Source organism: Pseudoalteromonas sp. SG44-17, from assembly GCF_014164235.1.
Lineage (GTDB): Bacteria > Pseudomonadota > Gammaproteobacteria > Enterobacterales > Alteromonadaceae > Pseudoalteromonas > Pseudoalteromonas rhizosphaerae.
Genome location: NZ_JACJEV010000025.1, coordinates 1 through 20,438, shown reverse-complemented (window position 1 = coordinate 20,438; position 20,438 = coordinate 1). Strand labels below are relative to the sequence as shown.

Annotated in this window: 20 protein-coding genes; 10 read left to right on the top strand and 10 right to left on the bottom strand. The window is 39.9% G+C overall.

The genetic code is table 11. The features are described 5' to 3' along the window. Nucleotides 1-69: 69 nt before the first annotated feature. Nucleotides 70-939, top strand: a complete 870-nt coding sequence (locus H5182_RS16055) for a hypothetical protein (RefSeq protein WP_149980619.1) — start codon at nt 70-72, stop codon at nt 937-939. 77 nt (nt 940-1,016) lie between these two features. After that, a complete protein-coding gene (locus H5182_RS16050; protein ID WP_145236916.1) occupies nt 1,017-1,382 on the top strand; it encodes a hypothetical protein in 366 nt (121 codons plus the stop codon). 47 nt (nt 1,383-1,429) lie between these two features. On the opposite strand, the gene H5182_RS16045 is transcribed toward H5182_RS16050, so the two are convergent. The 6 genes from H5182_RS16045 to H5182_RS16020 form a co-directional block, all read right to left on the bottom strand. Next, a complete protein-coding gene (locus H5182_RS16045) occupies nt 1,430-4,000 on the bottom strand; it encodes a M1 family metallopeptidase (protein WP_182760318.1) in 2,571 nt (856 codons plus the stop codon). A 94-nt stretch (nt 4,001-4,094) separates the two neighbouring features. Then, entirely contained in the window at nt 4,095-4,775 is a 681-nt protein-coding gene (locus H5182_RS16040; protein WP_149980621.1) for a hypothetical protein, read from the bottom strand. Nucleotides 4,776-4,852: 77 nt separating this feature from the next. Further along, nucleotides 4,853-5,203, bottom strand: a complete 351-nt coding sequence (locus H5182_RS16035) for a DUF2750 domain-containing protein (RefSeq protein WP_145236925.1) — start codon at nt 5,201-5,203, stop codon at nt 4,853-4,855. Nucleotides 5,204-5,220: 17 nt separating this feature from the next. Continuing rightward, nucleotides 5,221-5,799: a glutathione S-transferase family protein gene (locus H5182_RS16030; protein ID WP_182758750.1), complete on the bottom strand. Its 579-nt coding sequence runs from the start codon at nt 5,797-5,799 to the stop codon at nt 5,221-5,223. A gap of 68 nt (nt 5,800-5,867) precedes the next feature. Next, the gene (locus tag H5182_RS16025) at nt 5,868-6,149 is read right to left on the bottom strand and encodes a peptidylprolyl isomerase (protein WP_149980623.1); all 282 of its coding nucleotides are present in this window, start codon (nt 6,147-6,149) and stop codon (nt 5,868-5,870) included. An 85-nt stretch (nt 6,150-6,234) separates the two neighbouring features. Then, nucleotides 6,235-6,807 (bottom strand): glutathione peroxidase, encoded by a 573-nt coding sequence (locus H5182_RS16020; protein ID WP_182731635.1) that lies wholly within the window; start codon nt 6,805-6,807, stop codon nt 6,235-6,237. Between the two features lie 124 nt (nt 6,808-6,931). Between H5182_RS16020 and H5182_RS16015 the strand changes: the two genes are divergently transcribed. From H5182_RS16015 to H5182_RS16005, 3 genes are all read left to right on the top strand, one after another. Then, nucleotides 6,932-7,420: a GNAT family N-acetyltransferase gene (locus H5182_RS16015; protein WP_182731634.1), complete on the top strand. Its 489-nt coding sequence runs from the start codon at nt 6,932-6,934 to the stop codon at nt 7,418-7,420. Nucleotides 7,421-7,496: 76 nt separating this feature from the next. Then, nucleotides 7,497-9,473 (top strand): ATP-binding protein, encoded by a 1,977-nt coding sequence (locus H5182_RS16010; protein ID WP_182731633.1) that lies wholly within the window; start codon nt 7,497-7,499, stop codon nt 9,471-9,473. An 84-nt stretch (nt 9,474-9,557) separates the two neighbouring features. Continuing rightward, entirely contained in the window at nt 9,558-10,688 is a 1,131-nt protein-coding gene (locus H5182_RS16005) for a PleD family two-component system response regulator (protein ID WP_182760317.1), read from the top strand. A 25-nt stretch (nt 10,689-10,713) separates the two neighbouring features. Here the strand turns inward: H5182_RS16005 and queG are convergent, their stop codons facing one another. The 4 genes from queG to H5182_RS15985 form a co-directional block, all read right to left on the bottom strand. Continuing rightward, nucleotides 10,714-11,847 (bottom strand): tRNA epoxyqueuosine(34) reductase QueG, encoded by a 1,134-nt coding sequence (queG, locus tag H5182_RS16000; RefSeq protein ID WP_182760316.1) that lies wholly within the window; start codon nt 11,845-11,847, stop codon nt 10,714-10,716. 70 nt (nt 11,848-11,917) lie between these two features. Continuing rightward, complete coding sequence (locus H5182_RS15995) at nt 11,918-13,135, bottom strand: methyl-accepting chemotaxis protein (protein ID WP_182760315.1); 1,218 nt, start codon at nt 13,133-13,135, stop codon at nt 11,918-11,920. 95 nt (nt 13,136-13,230) lie between these two features. Then, on the bottom strand, nt 13,231-13,929 hold the full coding sequence (locus tag H5182_RS15990; RefSeq protein WP_145236954.1) for a glycerophosphodiester phosphodiesterase family protein: 699 nt from the start codon (nt 13,927-13,929) through the stop codon (nt 13,231-13,233). Next, entirely contained in the window at nt 13,926-14,792 is an 867-nt protein-coding gene (locus H5182_RS15985; RefSeq protein WP_182731629.1) for a DMT family transporter, read from the bottom strand. The genes H5182_RS15990 and H5182_RS15985 overlap by 4 nt, the downstream gene beginning before the upstream one ends. A gap of 217 nt (nt 14,793-15,009) precedes the next feature. Here H5182_RS15985 and H5182_RS15980 point away from each other — a divergent pair, with 217 nt between their 5' ends. The 5 genes from H5182_RS15980 to rlmB all read left to right on the top strand — a co-directional run bounded on the left by H5182_RS15980 (nt 15,010) and on the right by rlmB (nt 20,423). Next, nucleotides 15,010-15,336 (top strand): multidrug efflux SMR transporter, encoded by a 327-nt coding sequence (locus H5182_RS15980; RefSeq protein WP_182731628.1) that lies wholly within the window; start codon nt 15,010-15,012, stop codon nt 15,334-15,336. A gap of 13 nt (nt 15,337-15,349) precedes the next feature. Next, nucleotides 15,350-16,450: a sensor histidine kinase gene (locus H5182_RS15975; protein WP_404936220.1), complete on the top strand. Its 1,101-nt coding sequence runs from the start codon at nt 15,350-15,352 to the stop codon at nt 16,448-16,450. Then, nucleotides 16,450-17,064, top strand: coding sequence for a DNA-binding response regulator (locus tag H5182_RS15970; RefSeq protein WP_182760313.1), 615 nt, complete (start codon nt 16,450-16,452; stop codon nt 17,062-17,064). The genes H5182_RS15975 and H5182_RS15970 overlap by 1 nt, the downstream gene beginning before the upstream one ends. Before the next feature lie 120 nt (nt 17,065-17,184). Next, a complete protein-coding gene (rnr, locus tag H5182_RS15965; protein WP_182731626.1) occupies nt 17,185-19,680 on the top strand; it encodes a ribonuclease R in 2,496 nt (831 codons plus the stop codon). Continuing rightward, entirely contained in the window at nt 19,677-20,423 is a 747-nt protein-coding gene (rlmB, locus tag H5182_RS15960) for a 23S rRNA (guanosine(2251)-2'-O)-methyltransferase RlmB (protein WP_145236971.1), read from the top strand. Before rnr ends, rlmB begins: the two co-directional genes overlap by 4 nt. Nucleotides 20,424-20,438 lie beyond the last annotated feature (15 nt).

The following is a 20,438-nucleotide window of genomic DNA, read 5'->3' as shown; positions in this document are numbered from 1 at the left end:
AATAACAGACTTGGGAATAACTATAAAATAGCGCTATTATAAGGGCGATAAAAATAATTAGAGAATGATATGAAATTGACTTTACCTTGGCTAAGTTTTGTTGCCACCCTTGCAGTTACCCCTAATAGCGTTTTAGCTGCGATGCCAAAAAGCGAAATTTTACTTGCTAAACTTAACACAGAATATGGGTTACAAGTAAGCCGTATCACTAATAATGATGTTTATAATAATCAGCCTTTACTTACCAAAGGTGGTATTTATTTTACCCAAGAAGTGCAAAGTGAAGGGCAAAGTCAAACAGATCTAGCTTTTTATGATTTTACCAATAAGCAAGTAACTAATTTAACAAATACTGCTGTGAGTGAATACTCGCCGACTTTAACACCTAATGGTAAGGCACTGTCAGCTATCGTAGTCGAGGCGGATGGTAAGCAAAAGTTATGGCAATATCCGTTTGACGATAATGTTAAACCAAGTCGTATTTTTGAGTGGATAGAACCAGTTGGTTATCATGCCTGGGGCGCCAAAAATGATATGGTGATGTTTATTTTAGGCGAACCACATACTTTACAATATACTCAGGTTGCTGCAGCGAAGCCAAAAGTGGTTGCTGAGCATATTGGCCGTACGTTGACATTTAATCATGCATTAGCTGCCTATACATTTAGTTATAGCAAAGCGCAGCAGCACTGGTTAGCAAGTTATGATCCGCAAGAAAATACCGTCACTGACCTCTTTCGTTTACCGCAGACTGTACAAGATTACGCATTTAAAGACGCTAATACGGTCATTTATGCGGTCGATAATCGTGTTTACCAGCGCCAGCTAAATAGCCCTGAGCAGGTCTCGCTATGGCTTGATTTAACGCCTTTCTGTGATACCAATATTACCCGTATGAGCTACTTAAATGATCAACTCGCTTTTGTCTGCGTTAAATAACTATAATATAAAACTTTGCAGGTTCTTGGCTGTGCTGTAGTTTACAGCTAAGAGCTTAATGAAAATCAAGGATATCCATGTCAGCTAGTCCAGAGCAAATCAACGAGCAACTTATTGCATTAGAGTGCCGTAGTAATTTTAGAATTAAGAATATCACTGAATATATGTTACCTAAGTCCAAAGAAGCAATTTATCTGCATATAGAAGGTGGCCAAGCTAAGCTTGTGCTTCGTCCTGCACTGGAAGTCTTTAGTGATGATTTTAATAAAATAGCAGGCGTTAACCGCATTAGCGGTTTTTTTCATAGTAGTGAAATGACACGGTTTCCAACGCGTATTTTTAAAAGCACGAATCCAATCCATTATGGAATTGGTTTTAAAATGACCAGCGTTGAAGGAGCAAAAGAGTTTATTTCTCAGCTAGTAAAAATTATCAATGGATAAATAACGCTGTTGATAAAAAACGGCAAGCCAATGGCTTGCCGTACAAATTAACGTTTTAAGAAACTATTTACAGACGCTAATTCACGCTCTTTAAGTGAAATACAGTTATTCACGCTTTCTTCAAGTTTGCTTAAGGTACGGGCATAACCTGGTTCGTCAGCAATTTTACTCATAAAGAAGCTTTGTGTTTTTGCTAAGCTGCTGGCGCTACAACCTGAGGTGGTAAAGTTAGGCAGGTTAGGTACGAAGAAAGGTGGCAAGTTTGCAACTACCTTATCGTAATTCGCGTATATCCATTCAATAAACAAAGCTTCACGGGCTTTCGTGTAAGCCTGTCCTGACATAATCGTACGCATGTCAGATGCAGTGACATCGTCAGTTAAGCTGTAATTTAATACCTTAGTTTGTAGCTCTGGCGTGCCAAAGTAACTCATAGCCGCTAGCATTTTTGTACGCACTTGCGGATCTTTGGTAGTTTTAAAGGTATTTATATATGCATCGAGTAGGTTTTTATCACCATGGAATGCGGCTAAGTTTAAGTAGATTGACGCAAGGTACGGATCAACTTTTTCTGGGTTATTTAAGTAAACACGGGCTTGTGCCTTGGCGGTATTGATCACACTTTGATCTTCACCATCAAAACCTAAACGCGCAACTACTTGAGTACGTAATTGCGAGATTGCAGCATCTTCTTTAACTTTTGCAGTTAAACCATACTGTTTAGCTGCAGGCATGATGCTTTTACGAATAAATTCAGGCCACAGGTCTTGGTTGCTTTCATCTTCAAAGGTACGCTTTTGTGCGGCTAAATAACCCAAAGCGGTATTAGCAACGCGTGGGTGTTTGTCGCTTACAAAAACTTCTAGTGTTTGCATTAAATGTGCAGCAGAAATAACACCAGCATCTAGTAATGCATCAGCGGCAGACAATAACGCTAAACGTTCTCGTACTGTCAATGACTGTGCAGCGTTATCAATCAATGCAGCAAATTGTTTGTCATCCATCACCCAGCGGTAATAACCTAAAGCGCCTTGATCTGGATAAATCCACTCAGGTTCAAATTCAAGTTCAACAGTTTGATTGGCTTTAGTTAGTAATACATTGGCAGTTTTAACTTTATCGCCAGCACCGTATTTTATTGCAACTGGCACATTCCAAAGCTGTGCAGGAGCATCAACGCCCGCGTTAGTAAAGCGGCTTTGATTAATGGTAATCGTTTTACCTTGCTGAGTTACTTTGATCAGTGGGAATGAAGATTGTTCGATAAACGATTTTAAAACCGCTGCCACATCTTTATTTGATGCTTTACCAAGGGCTTGCCATAAGTCGGCTGCTTCGGCGTTTTTATACGAGAACTCTTTTAAATAAGCACGAATACCCTGCTGGAAAGCCTCTTCGCCAATCCAGTTTTCAACCATAGCTAATACCGAGCTGCCTTTGCTATAAGCTAAGCCTAGGCCGTCCATAATATCGGCTTCGGTTTTGATTGGTTTACGAATTGGCTTAGTACTTAAACGAGCATCTAACGCCATAACGTTATTTTGCGGCAGGTCTAAATGTGATTCAAATTCAGGGTTAAGCTGGGCTGTGATTTTAGCAGCCATCCAGCTTGCAAACGCTTCATTTAGCCATAAGTCATTCCACCATTTCATGGTTACTAAGTTACCGTACCACTGGTGAGCAAGTTCATGAGCGATGATAGATACATTACGTTGTTTTTTATTGCGAGTCGCTGTAGCCAAATCAAGCAGCAAAATATCTTCACGGTAGGTAACTAAGCCTGCGTTTTCCATGGCACCGAATGGAAACTCTGGAACAGCGACTGAATCTAGTTTTTTATAAACGTAAGGAATACCAAAGTAGCCTTCAAGCGCGGCCAATACTTTTGGCATTGCTTGCTCGGCATATTCACCTAAGTGAATTTTACCTTGTGGCGTGATCACACGACCTGGAATTGGCATGCCTTTGACTTCACGCTCCTCAAATGGACCGACAGCCATGGCCACTAAGTATGAAGGAATTGGCGGTGTTTTATCAAAAAAGTGAGTGGTCATATCGCCATTAACGGTCGTTTTTAACTCAGGTGTATTGGCATACACTTTTTGAGAGCTAGGTGCTGTAATCGTTAATTGGAATGGAATTTTATAACTTGGTTCATCAAATACAGGGAATGCGCGGCGGGCATCGCTCATTTCAAATTGGGTAAATAAATACGGCACACCCTGATCTAAGGTTTTATACAGGCCAACACTTTGGCGATTATAGGGGGCAGTGAAGTCGACTTTAAGCGTGTATTTACCTGGTTGAATTTGCTCATCGCAGCTAAATTTTACTTTACCTGTTTTTAGCATTTCAGCACTTAAGTCACAGTTTTCTGCCCCAAGCAGTTTTGCCATTTGCGTTGCGTAAGCAACACCATTTAGCTCGATATAGTTAGTTGGCTTAAGTACTTCAAGGGCGATTTCGGTCATACCGCTAAAGGTTTCTTGAGCTGGATCAAGCGTTAGAGATACGTGTTGAGAACTTGGTTTTGCGAGCTTTTCTAGGACAAACTCATTAGCATGAGCTGAACTTACTGCAACGGCCACACTGAGTGTGAGTAGGCTTTTAATAAACATAGATATCCCTGATATTTTCTTGTTAGAGTTTTGTGCTCAGTTATCGTAACAGTTTTTAAGCAGTGAGTAATGAGCTAGTTGGTAACAAAGTTTGTCAAATGGTGTGGCGCTGATTAAAGCGGTGCCAATCAATGTGCTGGTTGATCACGCGTATTTGTTGGCAGATCTGATTAAGGGTGATTACATCGCTAAATTCAGTCAATTCATATTCATTAAAACCCAGCAGATAATTAAAAGCATCTTTATTGCCTGCTTGAATTGCATAAATGCGGATTTGCTGCTCAAAATTGAGCCTGAGACTGCTGACAGCGGTTTTCATACCAAGTTGATCGATATTGGGAATATCACACTTTTGTAAGTAGCCGGCACGCTCTCCTTCACCAGAGAACCAAATGCGAACTTTCTCGCTATAGCGACCTGACTTAGATGGTAAGTCAAACAATAGGCGATTGTGTCCTTGTTGTTTAACTGCTGCGATATACTCGTTTAAGCCAGCATCAAAAAGTGCTTGATGGATAGGCACAATACGGGCTTTTATTTTACCGTGGGTATGGAAATGAAAACAAAGGATCTGTTGATGTTCAACAATATCGCACAGTTGTAAATGGCCAATTTCATCACTGTAAGCTCCGCTGTAATAAGCGATTAAAGGGAGCCAAAAATGCCAGTGTTTCGGCTGTTCGCGAGGTAAGCGTTGATCACCATATATATAGCCATGGTAAAGCGTATGTAATTCCATAGCGGAAAAAGGGCGGCGACCAAGATGGGACTTCAACGTAATACCCTGAAAGTAAAGATTTGCGCTAGTTTATAGCAAATAAACCAGCGCAGTAAAGCAATGTTAAATAATGCTTATTCGCTTAGTGCGCGTGCTAATCCAACCGGCTCGATTTCAACACATACTTGGTCGTCATTCCAGTTTAGGCCAACCAGTGCGTCATCTTCTTTTAGATCTTCAACCCAGTCATCTAAAAACTCATCCAAGGTGATTTGCAGTGGGCTGTAATCGGCCCATTCTTCTTTACACTGGGCTTTTGCTGTTGCTTCACTTTCCCACAATAGTAGTACATCGGTGTTTTCAAATTGGTTAGAGTCACAAACCACAAAACCGCCATCTTCAGCACCTAGCGCCCAGATTTGTTCACTTTGACGTACTTTTTCAACAAAACTAACTAGTTCTGATTCAATTTCGATATCACTCATGTGTTTACCCTTAAATGTTAATTACGTGGATCGGTTTGCTGCACTGCCTGTTGCTGAGCAAATGAATAATAGAAATTCATTAACTCGGTATGTGCCGTTAAATCCGTTAACTCGCGGAAGCAAATCCAATCAAGTAAGCAGTATAAACTGATGCACAGGTATTCACAGCTTTTAAATTCTGCATCTGCAAAATGGTTATTTAAATAGCTTAATGTTTCAGCAATGCGTTCATTTTGTAGATTAAAAAATAATTTATCATCCTGTGTATCGAATCCTGAACGCTGACAAAGTAATAGCTCAACCAGCGAATCATTGCATGCATTAATGATTGTTAGTAGGTGCTCTTGTTGCCAATTCAGACGAGTTTGACTGTGTTGTTCGAGCAAAAAGCGGATGATGTTATTTGAATCAGCTAAAGTTTGCTGCTTAGTGATTAGCACTGGAATTTTTCGGGCTGGATTATTTTGTATCATCAGCTGACGATCAGTGTCTGAAAAAATATCTAAGTTGATAAACTCAAGACTACATTGATTTAACAGTGCCCAAATACGAATGCGGCGTACAAATGGCGAGGTTGTTGAGCCTAATAGTTGCATGTGCTTTCCTTTGGATAAAAAGAAAGCCGCAGAGGCGGCTTTCTTTTAGGTTAGTAATAAAACCAACGTTATTCTGTACGACTAGTCACTTCAAGTAAGTGGTAGCCAAACTGAGTTTGCACAGGACCTTGTACTTGATTAATCGGTGCTGAAAATACCACTTTATCAAATTCAGGAACCATCATACCAGGACCAAACTCACCTAATGCACCGCCATCCTGACCTGAAGGGCAGTTTGAATGTACCTTAGCTAACTCAGCAAAATCTTCGCCTTGTTCAATCTTGGTTTTTAAATCTAAGCACTGCGCTTCGCTGTCTACTAATATGTGTCTTGCACTTGCCACTGTCATAAAATCTCCCGTTTCAAGGTGGTGTTTTTTTAATCAAATCTTACGTTATTCTAGTTCAATAATAACTACTTGTACCAGTATAAAATTAAATATCTGAAATTGCTTGTTCTATTGCTTTAACTAACTTGTCTGAATCAGGCTTGGTTTTGCTATTAAAACGTTCAACCTGTTTGCGATCTGCAGATACAAGATATTTATAAAAGTTCCAATTTGGCGAACTCGTTTGGGCATTTAAATGTTTAAATATAGCATTAGCATCACTGCCTCTGACTTCGCTGGTGGCAAACATCGGGAAAGTTACGCCGTAATTTACAAAGCAAACTTTAGCGGTGTCTTTTTCGTCATCTTCTTCTTGGAAAAAATCATCAGAAGGAAATCCCAGTATCACTAAACCTTGATCTTGGTATTTTTGATATAGCGCTTCTAGACCTTCAAATTGTGGCGTAAAACCGCAGTTGCTTGCCGTATTGACTATTAATAAGGGTTTATTCTTGAATTGACACAAATTAATGCTCTCTTTAGAGCGAAGTTTGCGCATAGTAACATTAGTGAAGTCATCACATGATGTAGCCTCAACCTGCTGTTGGCTTGTTTGCTCTGGCTGTGCATAAACACTACAACTGAGTATTGCGCAGCATAATAATAATTTTTTAAACATACCGATTCCTTAACTTGTTGTGGCTGATCACCCTAGATGGCAGTCTACCGTTTATTTTGCAGTAGTGTCAGTTTAACTCATACGTTACTATGCAATGAATTGATCAACAACCGCTAAAAACAAAATGACAATACGATTAGCAAATAGTAATGATTTAGCCGCTATAGTTGCAATTTATAATGAAACAATCGCAAGTAGAATGGTTACAGCCGACACCGAACAAGTAAGCATAGCAGACAAGCAAAGTTGGTTTAATAGCCATACCGAGCAGCGGCCTATTTACGTTTATGAGCAAGACTCGAAGGTGATAGCTTGGCTTAGTTATAAGTCATTTTATGGCCGTCCAGCCTATGATGGTACGGTAGAGGTCAGTATTTACATTACAGCCAATGCACAAGGTCAAGGGCTTGGTAAACGTTTACTTACTTTTGCCCAAGAGCAAGCTAAGCCATTAAATATTAAAGTACTACTGGCATTTATATTTAGTCATAATATACCGAGTGTTAAATTGTTTGAGCGTTTTGGTTATCAACGGTGGGGAGAGTTGCCTAATGTAGCAATTATGGATGGCAATCACTACAGCTTAACTATTTTAGGTAAGCACTTAGGGTAGCGGTACTCCCAAAAAATAACCTCTTTGATTATGTTAATGCAGAAAACTTAGGCTACGCTTTTACAATCTCAAGTTGATGAAAAGCGTGGTCAAAGCTGTGCGGAAAATATTGATAGTTGATAGCAGTAGCATTTTAGCGATGCGAATAAAAGTATTGCTCGAATTGATTGGCTGTGAAGTTGAGTTGATTCATTTTTCAATGCTACATGAGTGCACTGCGTTTAGTTGTTATGATTTAGTGGCTGTGGCTCATGGCGTTCCATTAGCTACCGCAAATTCTTTAGTAACGCAGATCAATCAAGATCGCTTTTTGCTTCTCGCCCCTAAAGTTGAAAACAATGAACAACTTTCTTCATTTAGTGATCTTAATCGGCTGGTGCCAAATGCTATTGTAATTTATCCATTTTTTGCGAATAAAGAAATCAGCACCTTGCTGGAGAGTGTTTTAGAGCTTGGCTCCGATAGTGTTTTAGTATTACCAACGGTATTGCTGGTTGATCATATCCCCCAGCGGCTTGAAAAAATAGCAAATAGCCTGTTAGGCGCCCATATTAAAACGATTACAGCTCATAGTATTAGCTCTGCGGTAACTCAAGCGCAAGGGCATGAAATTGATCTGTTATTGAGTGATTTTAGTCTGCCTGATGGCTCAGGTTTAGAAGTGTTCGCCGCTCTCAAAGTACTATATCCGCAATGTCGCTGTTTGTTATTTACCTCAAAACCAAATCAAGTGTCGATGATTGAAGCAATTCGTCAAGGGGTGGAAGACGTATTGGTTAAACCGATCAATGAAAATATGATACTGCAATCTGTGCATAAACTTTGGCAAACTGAGTTGCTAAGACGGCATAACACAGAGTTAGTTGAACGTCTGCAAGATACCGTTGATGCACTTATTGAAAAGGATAGCTTGTTACGCGTTATTTATAAGCACACACCTGATGCGATTATGTTATTTGAGCGCAATGGTGAAGTGATTGAAGCAAACGATGCTTGCTCTAAACTCTTTAATTTACCTGCAAAAATACTTAAAGGTAGCTCAGTTTTTACTTTATTAGATACGATGTCTGCTGAGCAAATTAAAGAAAAAATAGCGACGTTAAATAAAAATCGTCAATTTAGTTGTGATGTATATCTGCCAATGAAAGAGGGAGAGGCTATCCCATTAGTTGGTTCGTTTAATGAGATTGACCATCATGGTAATATTGCACTCGCGGTTATTTTTAAGAATGTTACTCATCTTAAACTTAAAGAGGAGCTGTTGCTCGAGGCAAAAGATATGCTTGAAGAGCAAGTACGTGCCCGAACATCGCAGCTTGAGCATGCTAAAAATGTCGCCGAGGCAGCAAATCACAGTAAATCAGAGTTTCTTGCTAATATGTCCCATGAATTACGTACTCCTATGCATTCAATATTAAGTTTTGCTCGCTTTGGTTTAGATAAACTCGGCAGAGGTGATATTTCAGTTGAAAAGCTACAGAAATATTTATCTCGCATAGAGTGTAGTGGCGAGCGGCTGCTCTCATTACTTAATAATTTACTCGACCTATCTAAACTCGATGTTGGTAAGTTCCCTTTTAATCCGCGCCCGCATAACCTGAGTAATATTATTAAAACCAGTATTGATGATGTGTCAGGTACCGCTATGGAAAAAGAGATTGAAGTACAGTATTTGCCACCAAAACCGCCTATTATAATTGACTGTGATGAAGAGCAAATAAATCAATTATTACGTAATATCCTCGGCAATGCGTTGAAATTTAGTGATCAGCATAGCCGTATTGAAGTCGTTTTAACTAATCAACAAGGGCAGGCAATTATTGAAGTGATTGATAGTGGTATAGGGATACCTGATGATGAACTTGAGTATGTGTTCTCAAAATTCGTGCAGAGTAGCACAACTAATAGCGGTGCTGGTGGAACAGGGCTTGGTTTAGCCTTATGCCGTGAGTTTGTCTCATTACATGAAGGAGTTATTTCTGCTCATAACAATAGCTCAGGAGGCACGACGATTCACATCGCTCTGCCTTTAGAAATAAAAAGTTTCAGCTAAGCAATAATAAATTACTTAGCCTTACTGGTAAGAGTTTTTTTTACGACTAAACTATTAATATGAATTATGAAATGGATGACAATTATGCCTGTAACGAGAATTCTAGCTGTTGATGATGAGCCCTTTAATTTAGAAATTATAGAAGAAATATTATTAGATCTTGATTTTGAATTAAAGATGGTTAGCAGTGGCCCTGAGTGCCTCAGTATCGTGGAAGAGTTTGCGCCACAAGTAATTTTACTTGACGTGAGTATGCCACAAATGAATGGTTATGAAGTATGTAGAAGACTAAAAGCAAACCCTCGTACGGCTCATATCATAGTCATGTTTGTATCAGCCAGAGGCACAGTAGAGGAGCGGATGGAAGGGTATGCTGTAGGTGCTGAAGATTATATTGTTAAGCCATTTGGACAGGATGAACTTAAATCGAAACTGAAAATTCTTAATCAAGTACTGATTGAAAAAAAATCGTTAGAACAGCAAATTGAAGAGGCCACATCAACTGCATTCAATGCTATGGCAAACAGTAGTGAAATGGGGCAAATAGTTAATTATATTGAGAAGATTGGTATGATTAACAACACCAAAGCGCTTGGGGAGGCCCTAGTTCATTGTTTAAGATCGTTTGATTTACAAAGTAATATTGAGTTTAGAGTTATTGCTGATGCTCCTGAGCACTTTGCCCTCAATGCTACGTGTTCGCCAATTGTAATTGAGTTGTTTGATATGCTCAAAAATAAGGGCCGCTTACATGAGTTTTCTCACCGTATCTTAGTTAACTATGAATTAATTAGTTTATTGATTTTAAATATGCCAGATCACGATCCTGATAAGCATGGCCGGATCCGTGACCATGTGTGCTTTATTGTCAGTGTCACAGAGCAACAGCTACGAGCAATCATGACTCGTGAAGCTTTACAGTCGCAACAAACAAAGCTAAATGATGCAATTACTATGGTGAATAGCAAGTTTCATGGCTTAATTGGGCTGTTAAATGAAAACCGTAAGAGTAATGAAGCGGTGTTCAAGCGTTTACAAGAAGAGTTAGAACAGCGTATTCCATCAATGGGGTTAGACGAAGATCAAGAAGTGTTTATTTATCAGAAGGTAGATCAAGCGATTCAAAACTCAGTTGCCCGTGAAGAGTCTGTGCAGGGAGTGAAAGCCGCTTTTCATGAAATTGAGCAAGACCTATCTATCTTATTGAAAAAGTAACAGTAAATAATCAAGGGGTGTGAAGCTACGCATCTCTTGGTAAGCCCTTTTCTACGATACGTATCAAACGGGCGGTTTTTCGTAGCAATTTATCTTGTTTTGAGCATTGTTGCTTAAGCGCCCACTCTATATGCTCTTTTACCAACTCGGTTGATTGATCATAGCTGGCGCTGAGCGCGTCAACGATCGATTGGCTAAATTGCGCATTACCTAAACCTACAGCAATATTTCGTAGCCAGCGCTGATGGCCAATTCGACGGATCGGACTGCCTTCGGTATTTTTTAAAAAGGTAGCTTCATCCCAACTAAATAAATCAAGTAAATCTTTATCTTTTAGTTGTGTTCGTGGGTGAAAGTCGGCTTCATCGGTAATTTGCCCGTAGCGGTTCCATGGGCAAACTAATTGGCAATCATCACAGCCGTAAACGCGATTACCTAATAGTGAGCGATACTGCTCAGGGATTGGTCCTTGCAGCTCAATAGTAAGATAAGAAATACACTTGCGTGCATCAACCACGTAAGGCTCTACAATTGCGCCGGTTGGGCATAAAGTAATGCAGGCTACGCATTTTCCACATCCCTCAAACTCATTGGGCTTATCAATTGGTAAAGGGATATCAACAAATAACTCACCCAAAAAGAACCAAGAACCGGCTTCTTTATTGATTAGCAAGCTGTGCTTTCCACGCCAGCCTAAACCTGCTTTTTCAGCAAGTTGACGTTCTAATACTGGTGCTGAATCAACAAATGGCCGATAGCCTAATTGACCGATTTGCAGCTCAATTTTTTGACCTAATTTCTTTAATCGATTACGCATCAGTTTATGATAATCACGCCCTAACGCATAACGACTAATATAAGCTTTATCGGTATTTTTGAGGGTTTTAGCAAAGCTTGCATCGGGGGGCAGGTAATTCATTTTTACTGATATAACCCGCATAGTACCAGGGACTAGCTCCGCAGGGCGAGCGCGTTTCATTCCATGAGCGGCCATATATTCCATATCGCCGTGATAGCCTAAATCAAGCCAGCGCTGTAATTGTGCTTCGTGTTTGCTTAAATCAATGTCAGTGATGCCAACTTCAGCAAAGCCAAGTTCTTTACCCCACTGTTTTATATCAAGGGCTAACTGCGTGTGATCGGATATTGAACTACTCACATGGGTACATCATTAAGAAAAAATAACGGCGCAATTTAACACATTTACAGCGCAGTTAAAACGCTTGTACTTAGACAAAACGCTTTAACTGCTGCTGAGTTTGCTCACTTAGTTGTTGTGATAATTGACAATCACTTAACGCTACATCAATTTGTGCTTTTGCTTGGCTGCCTAATGCAACGATTTGTTCAACTGATTGATGGGTTTGATTTTGTGTCTGTTCGAGTAAGTGCACAGCGCTTACAATTTGCTGTAATTGTTGTTGATTGTGTTCAAATTCAACAAGCCGATCGGTAAATCCATGGGATGTATTACTAATGGTTGTTTCTGCATTATGTGAATAACTGACAAGTTGCTCAGATTCTTTATTTGTTTGATTTACTAAAGAATCCATTTGGTTGATGAAATCGCTGATCTGGCGAGTTGCATCACTTACTTTAACCGATAAAGTTCTTACTTCATCTGCTACAACCGCAAAACCACGACCTGCTTCACCCGCACGAGCGGCTTCTATTGCAGCATTGAGCGCCAACAAATTAGTTTGATCTGAAAATTCTTCAACCATTTTCAGGATGCTACGAATATTCTCGCTGTTTTGTTTTAAGCCAGAAATCGTTTTTGAAAAACTGCTCAATACATGACTAATCGATTTAACTTGAGTGACTAGTTTTGTGAGTTCTTGTGCAGAGTGTGTAACAAAGTTTAAATGCTCTGCGTTTACTTGATGAACATCATCGGTATTGGTAACGATACTTTGCAGACTATCAGTTATTTGATTACTGGCTGCGGTTATTGTTTGGCTAAAATCAATTTGTTGTTCGCTTAGCTGCGCCGTATGTTGCATTGACTCAGTCACTTGATTATTACTTTGTGCGCTGGCCTGCGAACTTTGGTAAGTGGTAGCGAGTAATTGGCTTAGATGATCAGTAAAGGTATTGTACTGTTGGCTGATCTCACGAAATTCATCATAGGTAAAGTGGGGGAGTTTAGCTGCTAAGTTTGCATCTTGGCGGTTAATTTTTATTAAAGTATCACGCATTGCTGTAACTGGGCGCACGATCAGAAAGCGCATGTAAAAGAGTGTAAAGGCAAAGCCGGCAATAATAATCACCGTGAGTAACCAAAATAGGCTAGTGTCTGCGTCTTGCGTAGTTAGACTTTTATATAACCAAATCAAAGTAATAGCTTGGAAAAAAAATACAAAGCTAAGATTGCCAACAATCTTTCGGGTTAAAGTAAAAAAGAAGCTTTGTTCTATAAAGTTATAAATACGCATATACCCACTCATCAATTGCCCGCTCGGCTGTTGTATTGTTTTACTCAGTATCGTTCAAATTCACTTTAATTCAAGAATATAGGATGAACGGCAGCCATTTTTGATAACTACAGTGAGTTTAAAATCATTTTCGTGTTGCATGGGTAATTAGTAAAAATTCCGTCGACACCAAAACTCAGCATTAACTCAATATCTTCTTGTTTATCAACCGTGTATGCATAAACTTGTAAGCCGCGTTGTTTGGCATCCGCGACAAACTCATGGTTAATAAAGTTTTTATCAACATGAATACTAAACGCCTGTAAGCGCTGGGCAAATTCAGCATAGTTGATAGGAATGGAGCCCGTTAACGCGCCAATTTTTAGCCAAGGTAGTTTTTGTTTAAGCCACATTAATTGATGATGATCAAATGAAGAGACTAACAGCATGTCCTGAGATAGTTTGTTATTAACGATATTTAACTCAATCAGCTCAACAAATTTATCCAACGAGAAAGTGTGTTTTAACTCAAGGTTTAAGAGCACTTTATTGGCTGTCCAATCAATAGTTTGCTGTAGGGTTGGGACAAATTCGCCATTGCCAGCATCAAAACATTGAATTTGCTCTCGGGTGAGTTTATTTATTTTGCCACGGCCGCTGGTGGTGCGATCTAGCCAAGTATCATGGATGATCATGTAATCATCCAAACAGCTTTGTACATCGACTTCAATACCATCGACTTCAATTTCGACTGCTGCGGTTATCGCACTCTGGGTATTTTCTGGATAAGTGCCACTGGCGCCGCGATGAGCAAAAACTTTTATCATAATGTGTGTTTCCGAGTAACTGACCATGTTTCGTAAAATGCTGCACTGATCACTAAAGCACCGCCAAGCAGGGTCTGTAGTGAAGGTTGTTCATGCAACAGCAAAAAAGCTAAAAATGTGCCGTATAAAGGCTGTAAACAAGAAATAAGTCCCGCTGTTGATGCTGATAAATACTGTAAACTTGCTGCAAATAAAGAGTGCGGAGTTGCAGTAAAAATTACGCCAGCGACGAGCAATAACCCTAGATCTTGGTTCGATATATTAATCACTGGTACTTCAATAAAAGCACATAATAACAAGCTAGCCACTAATGTTTGATAAAACATAGTTTGTGGCCCACCGTAGTGGCTAAAGTATCGCTTATGAACAATATTTCTAAATGCGAAAAAAAATGCTGAAATAACACCTGTTACCACGCCTAAGGTGACATCATTACCCATATCTGCATTTGGGGTCAGCAAATAGATCCCAGTTATTACTACACCGGCGCTGAGCAAATCGTTTACTTTGGGTTTACTACCATTAAAGAATGGTTCAATAAATACGGTGATCACAGGGTAGGTAAAAAATGCAATCATGCCAACCGCAATCCCAGCCATTTGCATACCAGCAAAGTAGGTGACCCAATGTATACCTACAGCAGCTCCTAACAACAAAGCAATTAAGTAATCTTTAGCACAGCTGAGTTTAATTGCTTTTTTTTGCCATAACAGCAATATCATAATAGCCAGACCCGCGATGGCTGCGCGGTACACGGTAATATCTAATGCGTTTAGATTTATTAATTTGGCAAATAGTGCTGTGCCACCAAAAAGTAATACCGCAATGTGTAAATAAACTAAACTTTGCTGTTGAGCCTGCATCTATGAACCTTTTTATTTTTTTAATACCAGCACTTTGCCTGTTATCAAAGAGCTTAGTGTCTAGGTGTTATGACTAGGTATTGTGTATCTTTATGTATGACAAAAGTCAGTTTTATTCATGACAATTTACACTACACTCACTCATCATTAAAAGGGATAGTTAAGTTATTAAAGGTAATAAACACCATAAATTTAATAACTAAGGAGTGATAAATTGATGAATATTGCAGCGTGGGTTAGTTTACTAATAGCAGGTATATTTGAGGTCGTGTGGGCGTTGTCTATGAAGCAATCCAATGGTTTCACTAAATTATGGCCAAGTGTGATTACTTTTTTAGCGATGTGGGTAAGTTTTGCATTTTTATCATTTGCTTTAAAGTCTTTACCTTTGGGTATTAGTTATGCTGTATGGGTAGGAATTGGTACTTTAGGAATAACGATTATGAGCTTTGTGTGGTTTAAAGAGCCATTATCTGCTTTTCAAATTGGTTGTATTATTTTGATTCTTATAGGTATTGTTGGTCTGAAAGTGCAAGGCAATTAAATTAAGGATGAGTATGCTACTTAATAAATTAACCCCAAAGACTAAAGCAAAATCCTTTTGGAGTTGGGGGCATTTACTTTTTTCGGTTTTTTATTTATTGCCTACCATTTTTAATTTTTCCCACTTAAGTACACTTAATATCAGTGCTACTTTAGGTTTTTATATAACATTTATTACACTGTATATTCAGGCTGTAAATAAAAAACAAGGGGAAGTAACGAAATTATTTATTGCGATGCTCTTAGTGTGTATTTTTGCAAGCTTTTTAACGACAGGTAGCTCTACATTATTTGGTTTTTCAGCTTTTATTGCCGGTTTTAGTTTTGCAAAATTATCTCGAGCGATGTCAGTTACAGGGGTCTTTATTGGTGTGGTGTTTAGTACTTATATTACAGATATTGATAACCCACAATATTTTTTAGGTGGCTCATTAATATTGAGTATTGCACTTTTTAGTTTTGGTGTCGCTACGCGTAAAGAGCATATTCATAAAATTCGTGAGCAAGAAAGTGCAAAACAATTAGAGCAATTAGCAGCTATTGCTGAGCGCGAGCGTATTGCTCGCGATTTACATGATATTCTAGGCCATTCTCTTTCATCTATTGCTTTAAAAGCAGAGCTTGCTAATAAATTAAATCAAGGTGAACGTTACACACAAGCAAATACTGAAATTGCCCAAGTTGCAGAGCTTGCAAGGCAGCTATTGAGTGATGTGAGAAGTGCTGTCAGTGATTTAAAACAGCTCAATCTTGCGAGTCAAATTTCACAATTAAAACAAAGGCTAATCGAGCAAGGTTTTGAGGCCGATTTTAACGTGAAGTTAAATGCGTTACCTGCGAAAGTAGAAGGCATAGCAAGTCTTATAATTAAGGAGGTTGTTACTAACTTACTACGCCATAGCAGCACCAAGAAATGTATAATTAGCATAACGCAAAATCAGCAGCAATTAATAATCAATGTGATTGATCATGCACCAGGCAGCTCAATAAAACCTGGAAATGGCTTAAATGGCATTAAAGAACGAGCAGAGCAGCTAGGTGGTAAGGCTACATTTACCTGTGAGGATAACTTTAGTTTAAATGTAATGCTGCCTTTAACAGCGAAGGGTTTCTAATGATCAAGGTGTATTTAGTAGAAGATCAGGGGCTTGTGCGCGACGCAATCGCAGCATTATTAAGTCTAGATTTTAATATTGAGGTAATTGGTCAAGCAAGTAACGGGCAAGATGCATTAACAGACATAAACATGCTAGACAGTAACTCTCTTCCTGATATTATTTTAACCGATATCGAAATGCCTAGCATGAACGGCATCGAACTCAGTGAGCAAATTGCATCAAAATACCCTGCTATAAAAATAGTTATTATGACCACCTTTTCGCGAGCGGGTTATATTAGGCGTTCTTTAAGTGCTGGCGTTAAGGGCTTTATTTTAAAAGAAGCCCCGAGCGATGAATTAATTAGCGCGCTTAAAAAAGTAATGCACGGGCAAAAGGTTATTGATCCTGAGCTTGCTATTAACGCATTAGATGAAACTGATCCGCTGACAGATAAAGAACGAAAAGCATTACAACTCGCAAGTGAAGGGTTGAAAACAGCCGATATTGCCGCAAGGTTATACTTAAGCGAGGGCACGGTACGTAATTACTTATCAGACGCTATTGCTAAATTAAATGCCATAAACCGAGTAGATGCAGCGCGTATAGCCAAACAAAAAGGTTGGTTATAACGCCGTAATAAGCTGTTTAAAGCAAGTAAAAGCGCTTTCTTAAAAGTTTCATAGCTTTTGCCTGTCTCATTGATCGGTTATGGGTTAAAATAACATCATAACCAATTAACAAGATAGTGAATGTCAAACCAAGATCCTAATCTCAGTCGAGAACAAGAAAAGTACGAAAACCCTGTCCCAAGTCGTGAGTTTATACTTACTCATATAAAAGACCGTGCCAAGCCTGCTAATTTTCATCAATTATGTGAGGAGTTAGCGGTAAACGATGATGAGCGTCAAATTGCTTTTAAGCGTCGTTTACGTGCCATGGAGCGTGATGGTCAACTGTTCTTTAATAAATTTAAATGCTACGCCTTAATTGATGAAGCTGGGCTTGTTAAAGGCAAAGTAATCGGTCACCGTGACGGGTTTGGCTTTTTAGAAGTCGAAGGCGAAAGTAAAGACTGGTTTATTGCCAAGCATCAAATGAGTTCGGTGCTGCATGGCGACATAGTACTGGCTAAAGGCACCAAACGAGGCTCCGGCGGCAAGTGCGATGCGCGTATTATTAAAGTGCTGGCTGGCGAGCGAGCACCGATTGTTGGTCGCTATTTTGTTGAGCATGGCATAGCAGTGGTGGTGGCGGAAGATCCACGTATCACCCAAGATATTATTATTTTGCCGGGCAGTGAAAACGGCGCACGTCACAACCAAATGGTGCAAGTGCAAATTACCCAAAACCCTAACCGTAATATGAATGCGGTAGGGAAAATCATTGATGTACTGGGTGAGCATTTAGCCCCTGGTATGGAAATTGAAGTGGCACTGCGTAATCACGATATCCCGCATGTATGGCCAGAAGCGGTTGAAAAGCAGGTTGAACACTTAGGTGAGTTTGTCGAAGAAGGTGACAAGCAAAATCGAGTTGATTTACGTGATTTACCATTGGTTACGATTGATGGTGAAGATGCTCGCGATTTTGATGATGCGGTGTATTGTGAGCCTGTTGAATCGGGTGGTTGGCGGTTATGGGTTGCGATTGCTGATGTATCCCATTATGTCGCAATGAATACCCCACTTAATGCCGAGGCAATCGAACGTGGTAACTCAGTGTATTTCCCTGAGCAAGTTATTCCTATGCTGCCAAAAGTATTGTCCAATGGCTTGTGTTCATTAAATCCAAAAGTTGACCGTTTATGTATGGTCGCAGAAATGCTGGTATCGGCTGAAGGTAAATTATCAGGCTATCGTTTTTACGAAGCGGTGATGAATTCGCATGCTCGCTTAACCTACACTAAAGTAAACGCTATCCTACAAGGTGATGAGAAGTTACGTACTGAATACGCACCGGTCGTGCCACATTTAACTGATTTACAGCAAATGTATATGGCATTAAAAGCCGCCCGCCAAGAGCGCGGAGCGATTGAGTTTGAAACCCTTGAAACACGCTTTGTATTTAACGCTCAGCGTAAGATTGAATCAATAGTGCCGGTGCTGCGTAATGACGCCCACAAGCTGATTGAAGAATGTATGATTTTAGCCAATGTGTCTGCGGCTAAAATGCTTGAAAAACACGAAGCCAGCGCGCTTTATCGTGTTCATGCTGAACCAGATGGAGAAAAACTGGCTAACTTTAGACAGTTTTTATCAGAGTTGGGTATTGAATCAACACTCAGTGATGAGCCAACACCAAAAGAAATTACCCATGTGTTAGCCAAGCTTGGCGACCGCCCTGATGCTGAACTTATCCAAACTATGCTACTGCGTTCGATGAAGCAGGCAGTATATCAAGCTGAAAACATCGGTCACTTTGGTTTGTCATTAGGTGAATATGCACATTTCACCTCGCCAATTCGTCGTTACCCAGATTTAGTCGTACATCGTGCGATTAAAGGCATTTTGAAAGCCCAAGGTATGGTTACGTCGGGTGCGTATGTTTATAGTGACGAAGAAGTCGCGCAATTGGGCGAGCAGTGTTCAAATACGGAGCGTCGTGCAGATGATGCAACCCGTGAAGTAGCTGATTGGCTGAAATGTGAATACATGCAAGATCATGTGGGCGACGAATTTGAAGGAGTGATCTCATCGGTTACTAACTTTGGTTTGTTTATTCGCTTAGCTGATTTACAAATTGATGGCCTTATCCATGTCACTAATTTAGGCGATGAGTATTTTCAATATGATGGCGCTAAACATTGCTTGATTGGTGAGCATTCTCGTAAAGTTTATCGTTTAGGCGATAAAGTCACTGTTCAGGTGGCATCGGTAAGCTTAGATGAGCGTCGCATCAATTTAACGCTCAGTGGCGATGTTGCACAAGACAGATACGCCCGTCGTCGTGGTGATGCAAAAGGGCATCAGCCGGCAAGTGTTCGTTCGCAGCTAAAACGTGGCAAAATACCAGGTAAAAAAGCTGACGCGAAAGAGCCTGGTGAACTTAGCGGTCGTTCTGAACAGGGAAAACCAAAGCCAAAAAAAAACAGTGCCAGTAGAGGTAAAAAGAAGCCTGCAGGAAAATCAGCGGATGCTGGCACTTCAACGACTGCAAAAAAACCAAAGAGAAAGGCCGTGAAAAAGCCGAAAAGACCCGGCAAAAATGCCCGTAAAAGTAAGAGTTCAGGAGCAAGTGATACGTGAGTAATGAATTAATTTTTGGCTTTCACTCTGTTGAAGCAATTTTCGCAAGTGAGCCTGAGCGTTTTATTGAAATTTATGCCCTAAAAGGACGTGATGATAAACGCTTATCTCCAATTATTGAAGAAGCGCGTAAATTTGGTATATCAGTGCAGTTTATGCAGCGTAAAGCGCTTGATAACAAATCAAAGGGTGAACAGCATCAAGGCATTATTGCTAATGTTATCGCAGCTCCTACTTTCAATGAAAAAGATTTAGATGCAATCATTGCGCGTGAAGAAACGCCATTTTTACTGGTTCTCGATGGCATAACAGATCCGCATAATTTAGGTGCTTGCTTACGTAGTGCAGACGCTGCCGGTGTTCACGCCATTATTGTGCCAAAAGATAAATCAGCAAAACTAAATGGCACAGCGCGTAAAGTTGCCTGTGGTGCAGCTGAGACAGTACCCCTGATCCAAGTGACTAACCTTGCGCGTACTTTACGTGAAATTAAAGATGCCGGTGTTTGGGTTGTTGGTACTGCTGGCGAAACCGATGTTCATGTATTTGATGCCAATCTAACTGGCCCTATGGCGATTGTTATGGGCGCAGAAGGTGAAGGTATGCGCCGCTTAACGCGCGAACATTGTGATGTGTTAGTTAAAATCCCAATGGCGGGCACTGTTTCAAGCTTAAACGTATCTGTAGCAACAGGTATTTGTTTATTTGAAGTACTGCGTCAGAGAAATACGACACAGCCATAAAAGAAAAGCTTTAAG

Excerpts from the sequence above, each read along its gene's own strand:
- H5182_RS16055 (WP_149980619.1), top strand. The coding sequence starts at position 70 with ATGAAATTGACTTTACCTTGGCTAAGTTTTGTTGCCACCCTTGCAGTT.
- H5182_RS16050 (WP_145236916.1), top strand. The coding sequence starts at position 1,017 with ATGTCAGCTAGTCCAGAGCAAATCAACGAGCAACTTATTGCATTAGAG.
- H5182_RS16045 (WP_182760318.1), bottom strand. The coding sequence starts at position 4,000 with ATGTTTATTAAAAGCCTACTCACACTCAGTGTGGCCGTTGCAGTAAGT.
- H5182_RS16035 (WP_145236925.1), bottom strand. The coding sequence starts at position 5,203 with ATGAGTGATATCGAAATTGAATCAGAACTAGTTAGTTTTGTTGAAAAA.
- H5182_RS16030 (WP_182758750.1), bottom strand. The coding sequence starts at position 5,799 with ATGCAACTATTAGGCTCAACAACCTCGCCATTTGTACGCCGCATTCGT.
- H5182_RS16025 (WP_149980623.1), bottom strand. The coding sequence starts at position 6,149 with ATGACAGTGGCAAGTGCAAGACACATATTAGTAGACAGCGAAGCGCAG.
- H5182_RS16020 (WP_182731635.1), bottom strand. The coding sequence starts at position 6,807 with ATGTTTAAAAAATTATTATTATGCTGCGCAATACTCAGTTGTAGTGTT.
- H5182_RS16015 (WP_182731634.1), top strand. The coding sequence starts at position 6,932 with ATGACAATACGATTAGCAAATAGTAATGATTTAGCCGCTATAGTTGCA.
- H5182_RS16010 (WP_182731633.1), top strand. The coding sequence starts at position 7,497 with ATGAAAAGCGTGGTCAAAGCTGTGCGGAAAATATTGATAGTTGATAGC.
- H5182_RS16005 (WP_182760317.1), top strand. The coding sequence starts at position 9,558 with ATGCCTGTAACGAGAATTCTAGCTGTTGATGATGAGCCCTTTAATTTA.
- H5182_RS15995 (WP_182760315.1), bottom strand. The coding sequence starts at position 13,135 with ATGAGTGGGTATATGCGTATTTATAACTTTATAGAACAAAGCTTCTTT.
- H5182_RS15990 (WP_145236954.1), bottom strand. The coding sequence starts at position 13,929 with ATGATAAAAGTTTTTGCTCATCGCGGCGCCAGTGGCACTTATCCAGAA.
- H5182_RS15985 (WP_182731629.1), bottom strand. The coding sequence starts at position 14,792 with ATGCAGGCTCAACAGCAAAGTTTAGTTTATTTACACATTGCGGTATTA.
- H5182_RS15980 (WP_182731628.1), top strand. The coding sequence starts at position 15,010 with ATGAATATTGCAGCGTGGGTTAGTTTACTAATAGCAGGTATATTTGAG.
- H5182_RS15975 (WP_404936220.1), top strand. The coding sequence starts at position 15,350 with ATGCTACTTAATAAATTAACCCCAAAGACTAAAGCAAAATCCTTTTGG.
- H5182_RS15970 (WP_182760313.1), top strand. The coding sequence starts at position 16,450 with ATGATCAAGGTGTATTTAGTAGAAGATCAGGGGCTTGTGCGCGACGCA.
- rnr (WP_182731626.1), top strand. The coding sequence starts at position 17,185 with ATGTCAAACCAAGATCCTAATCTCAGTCGAGAACAAGAAAAGTACGAA.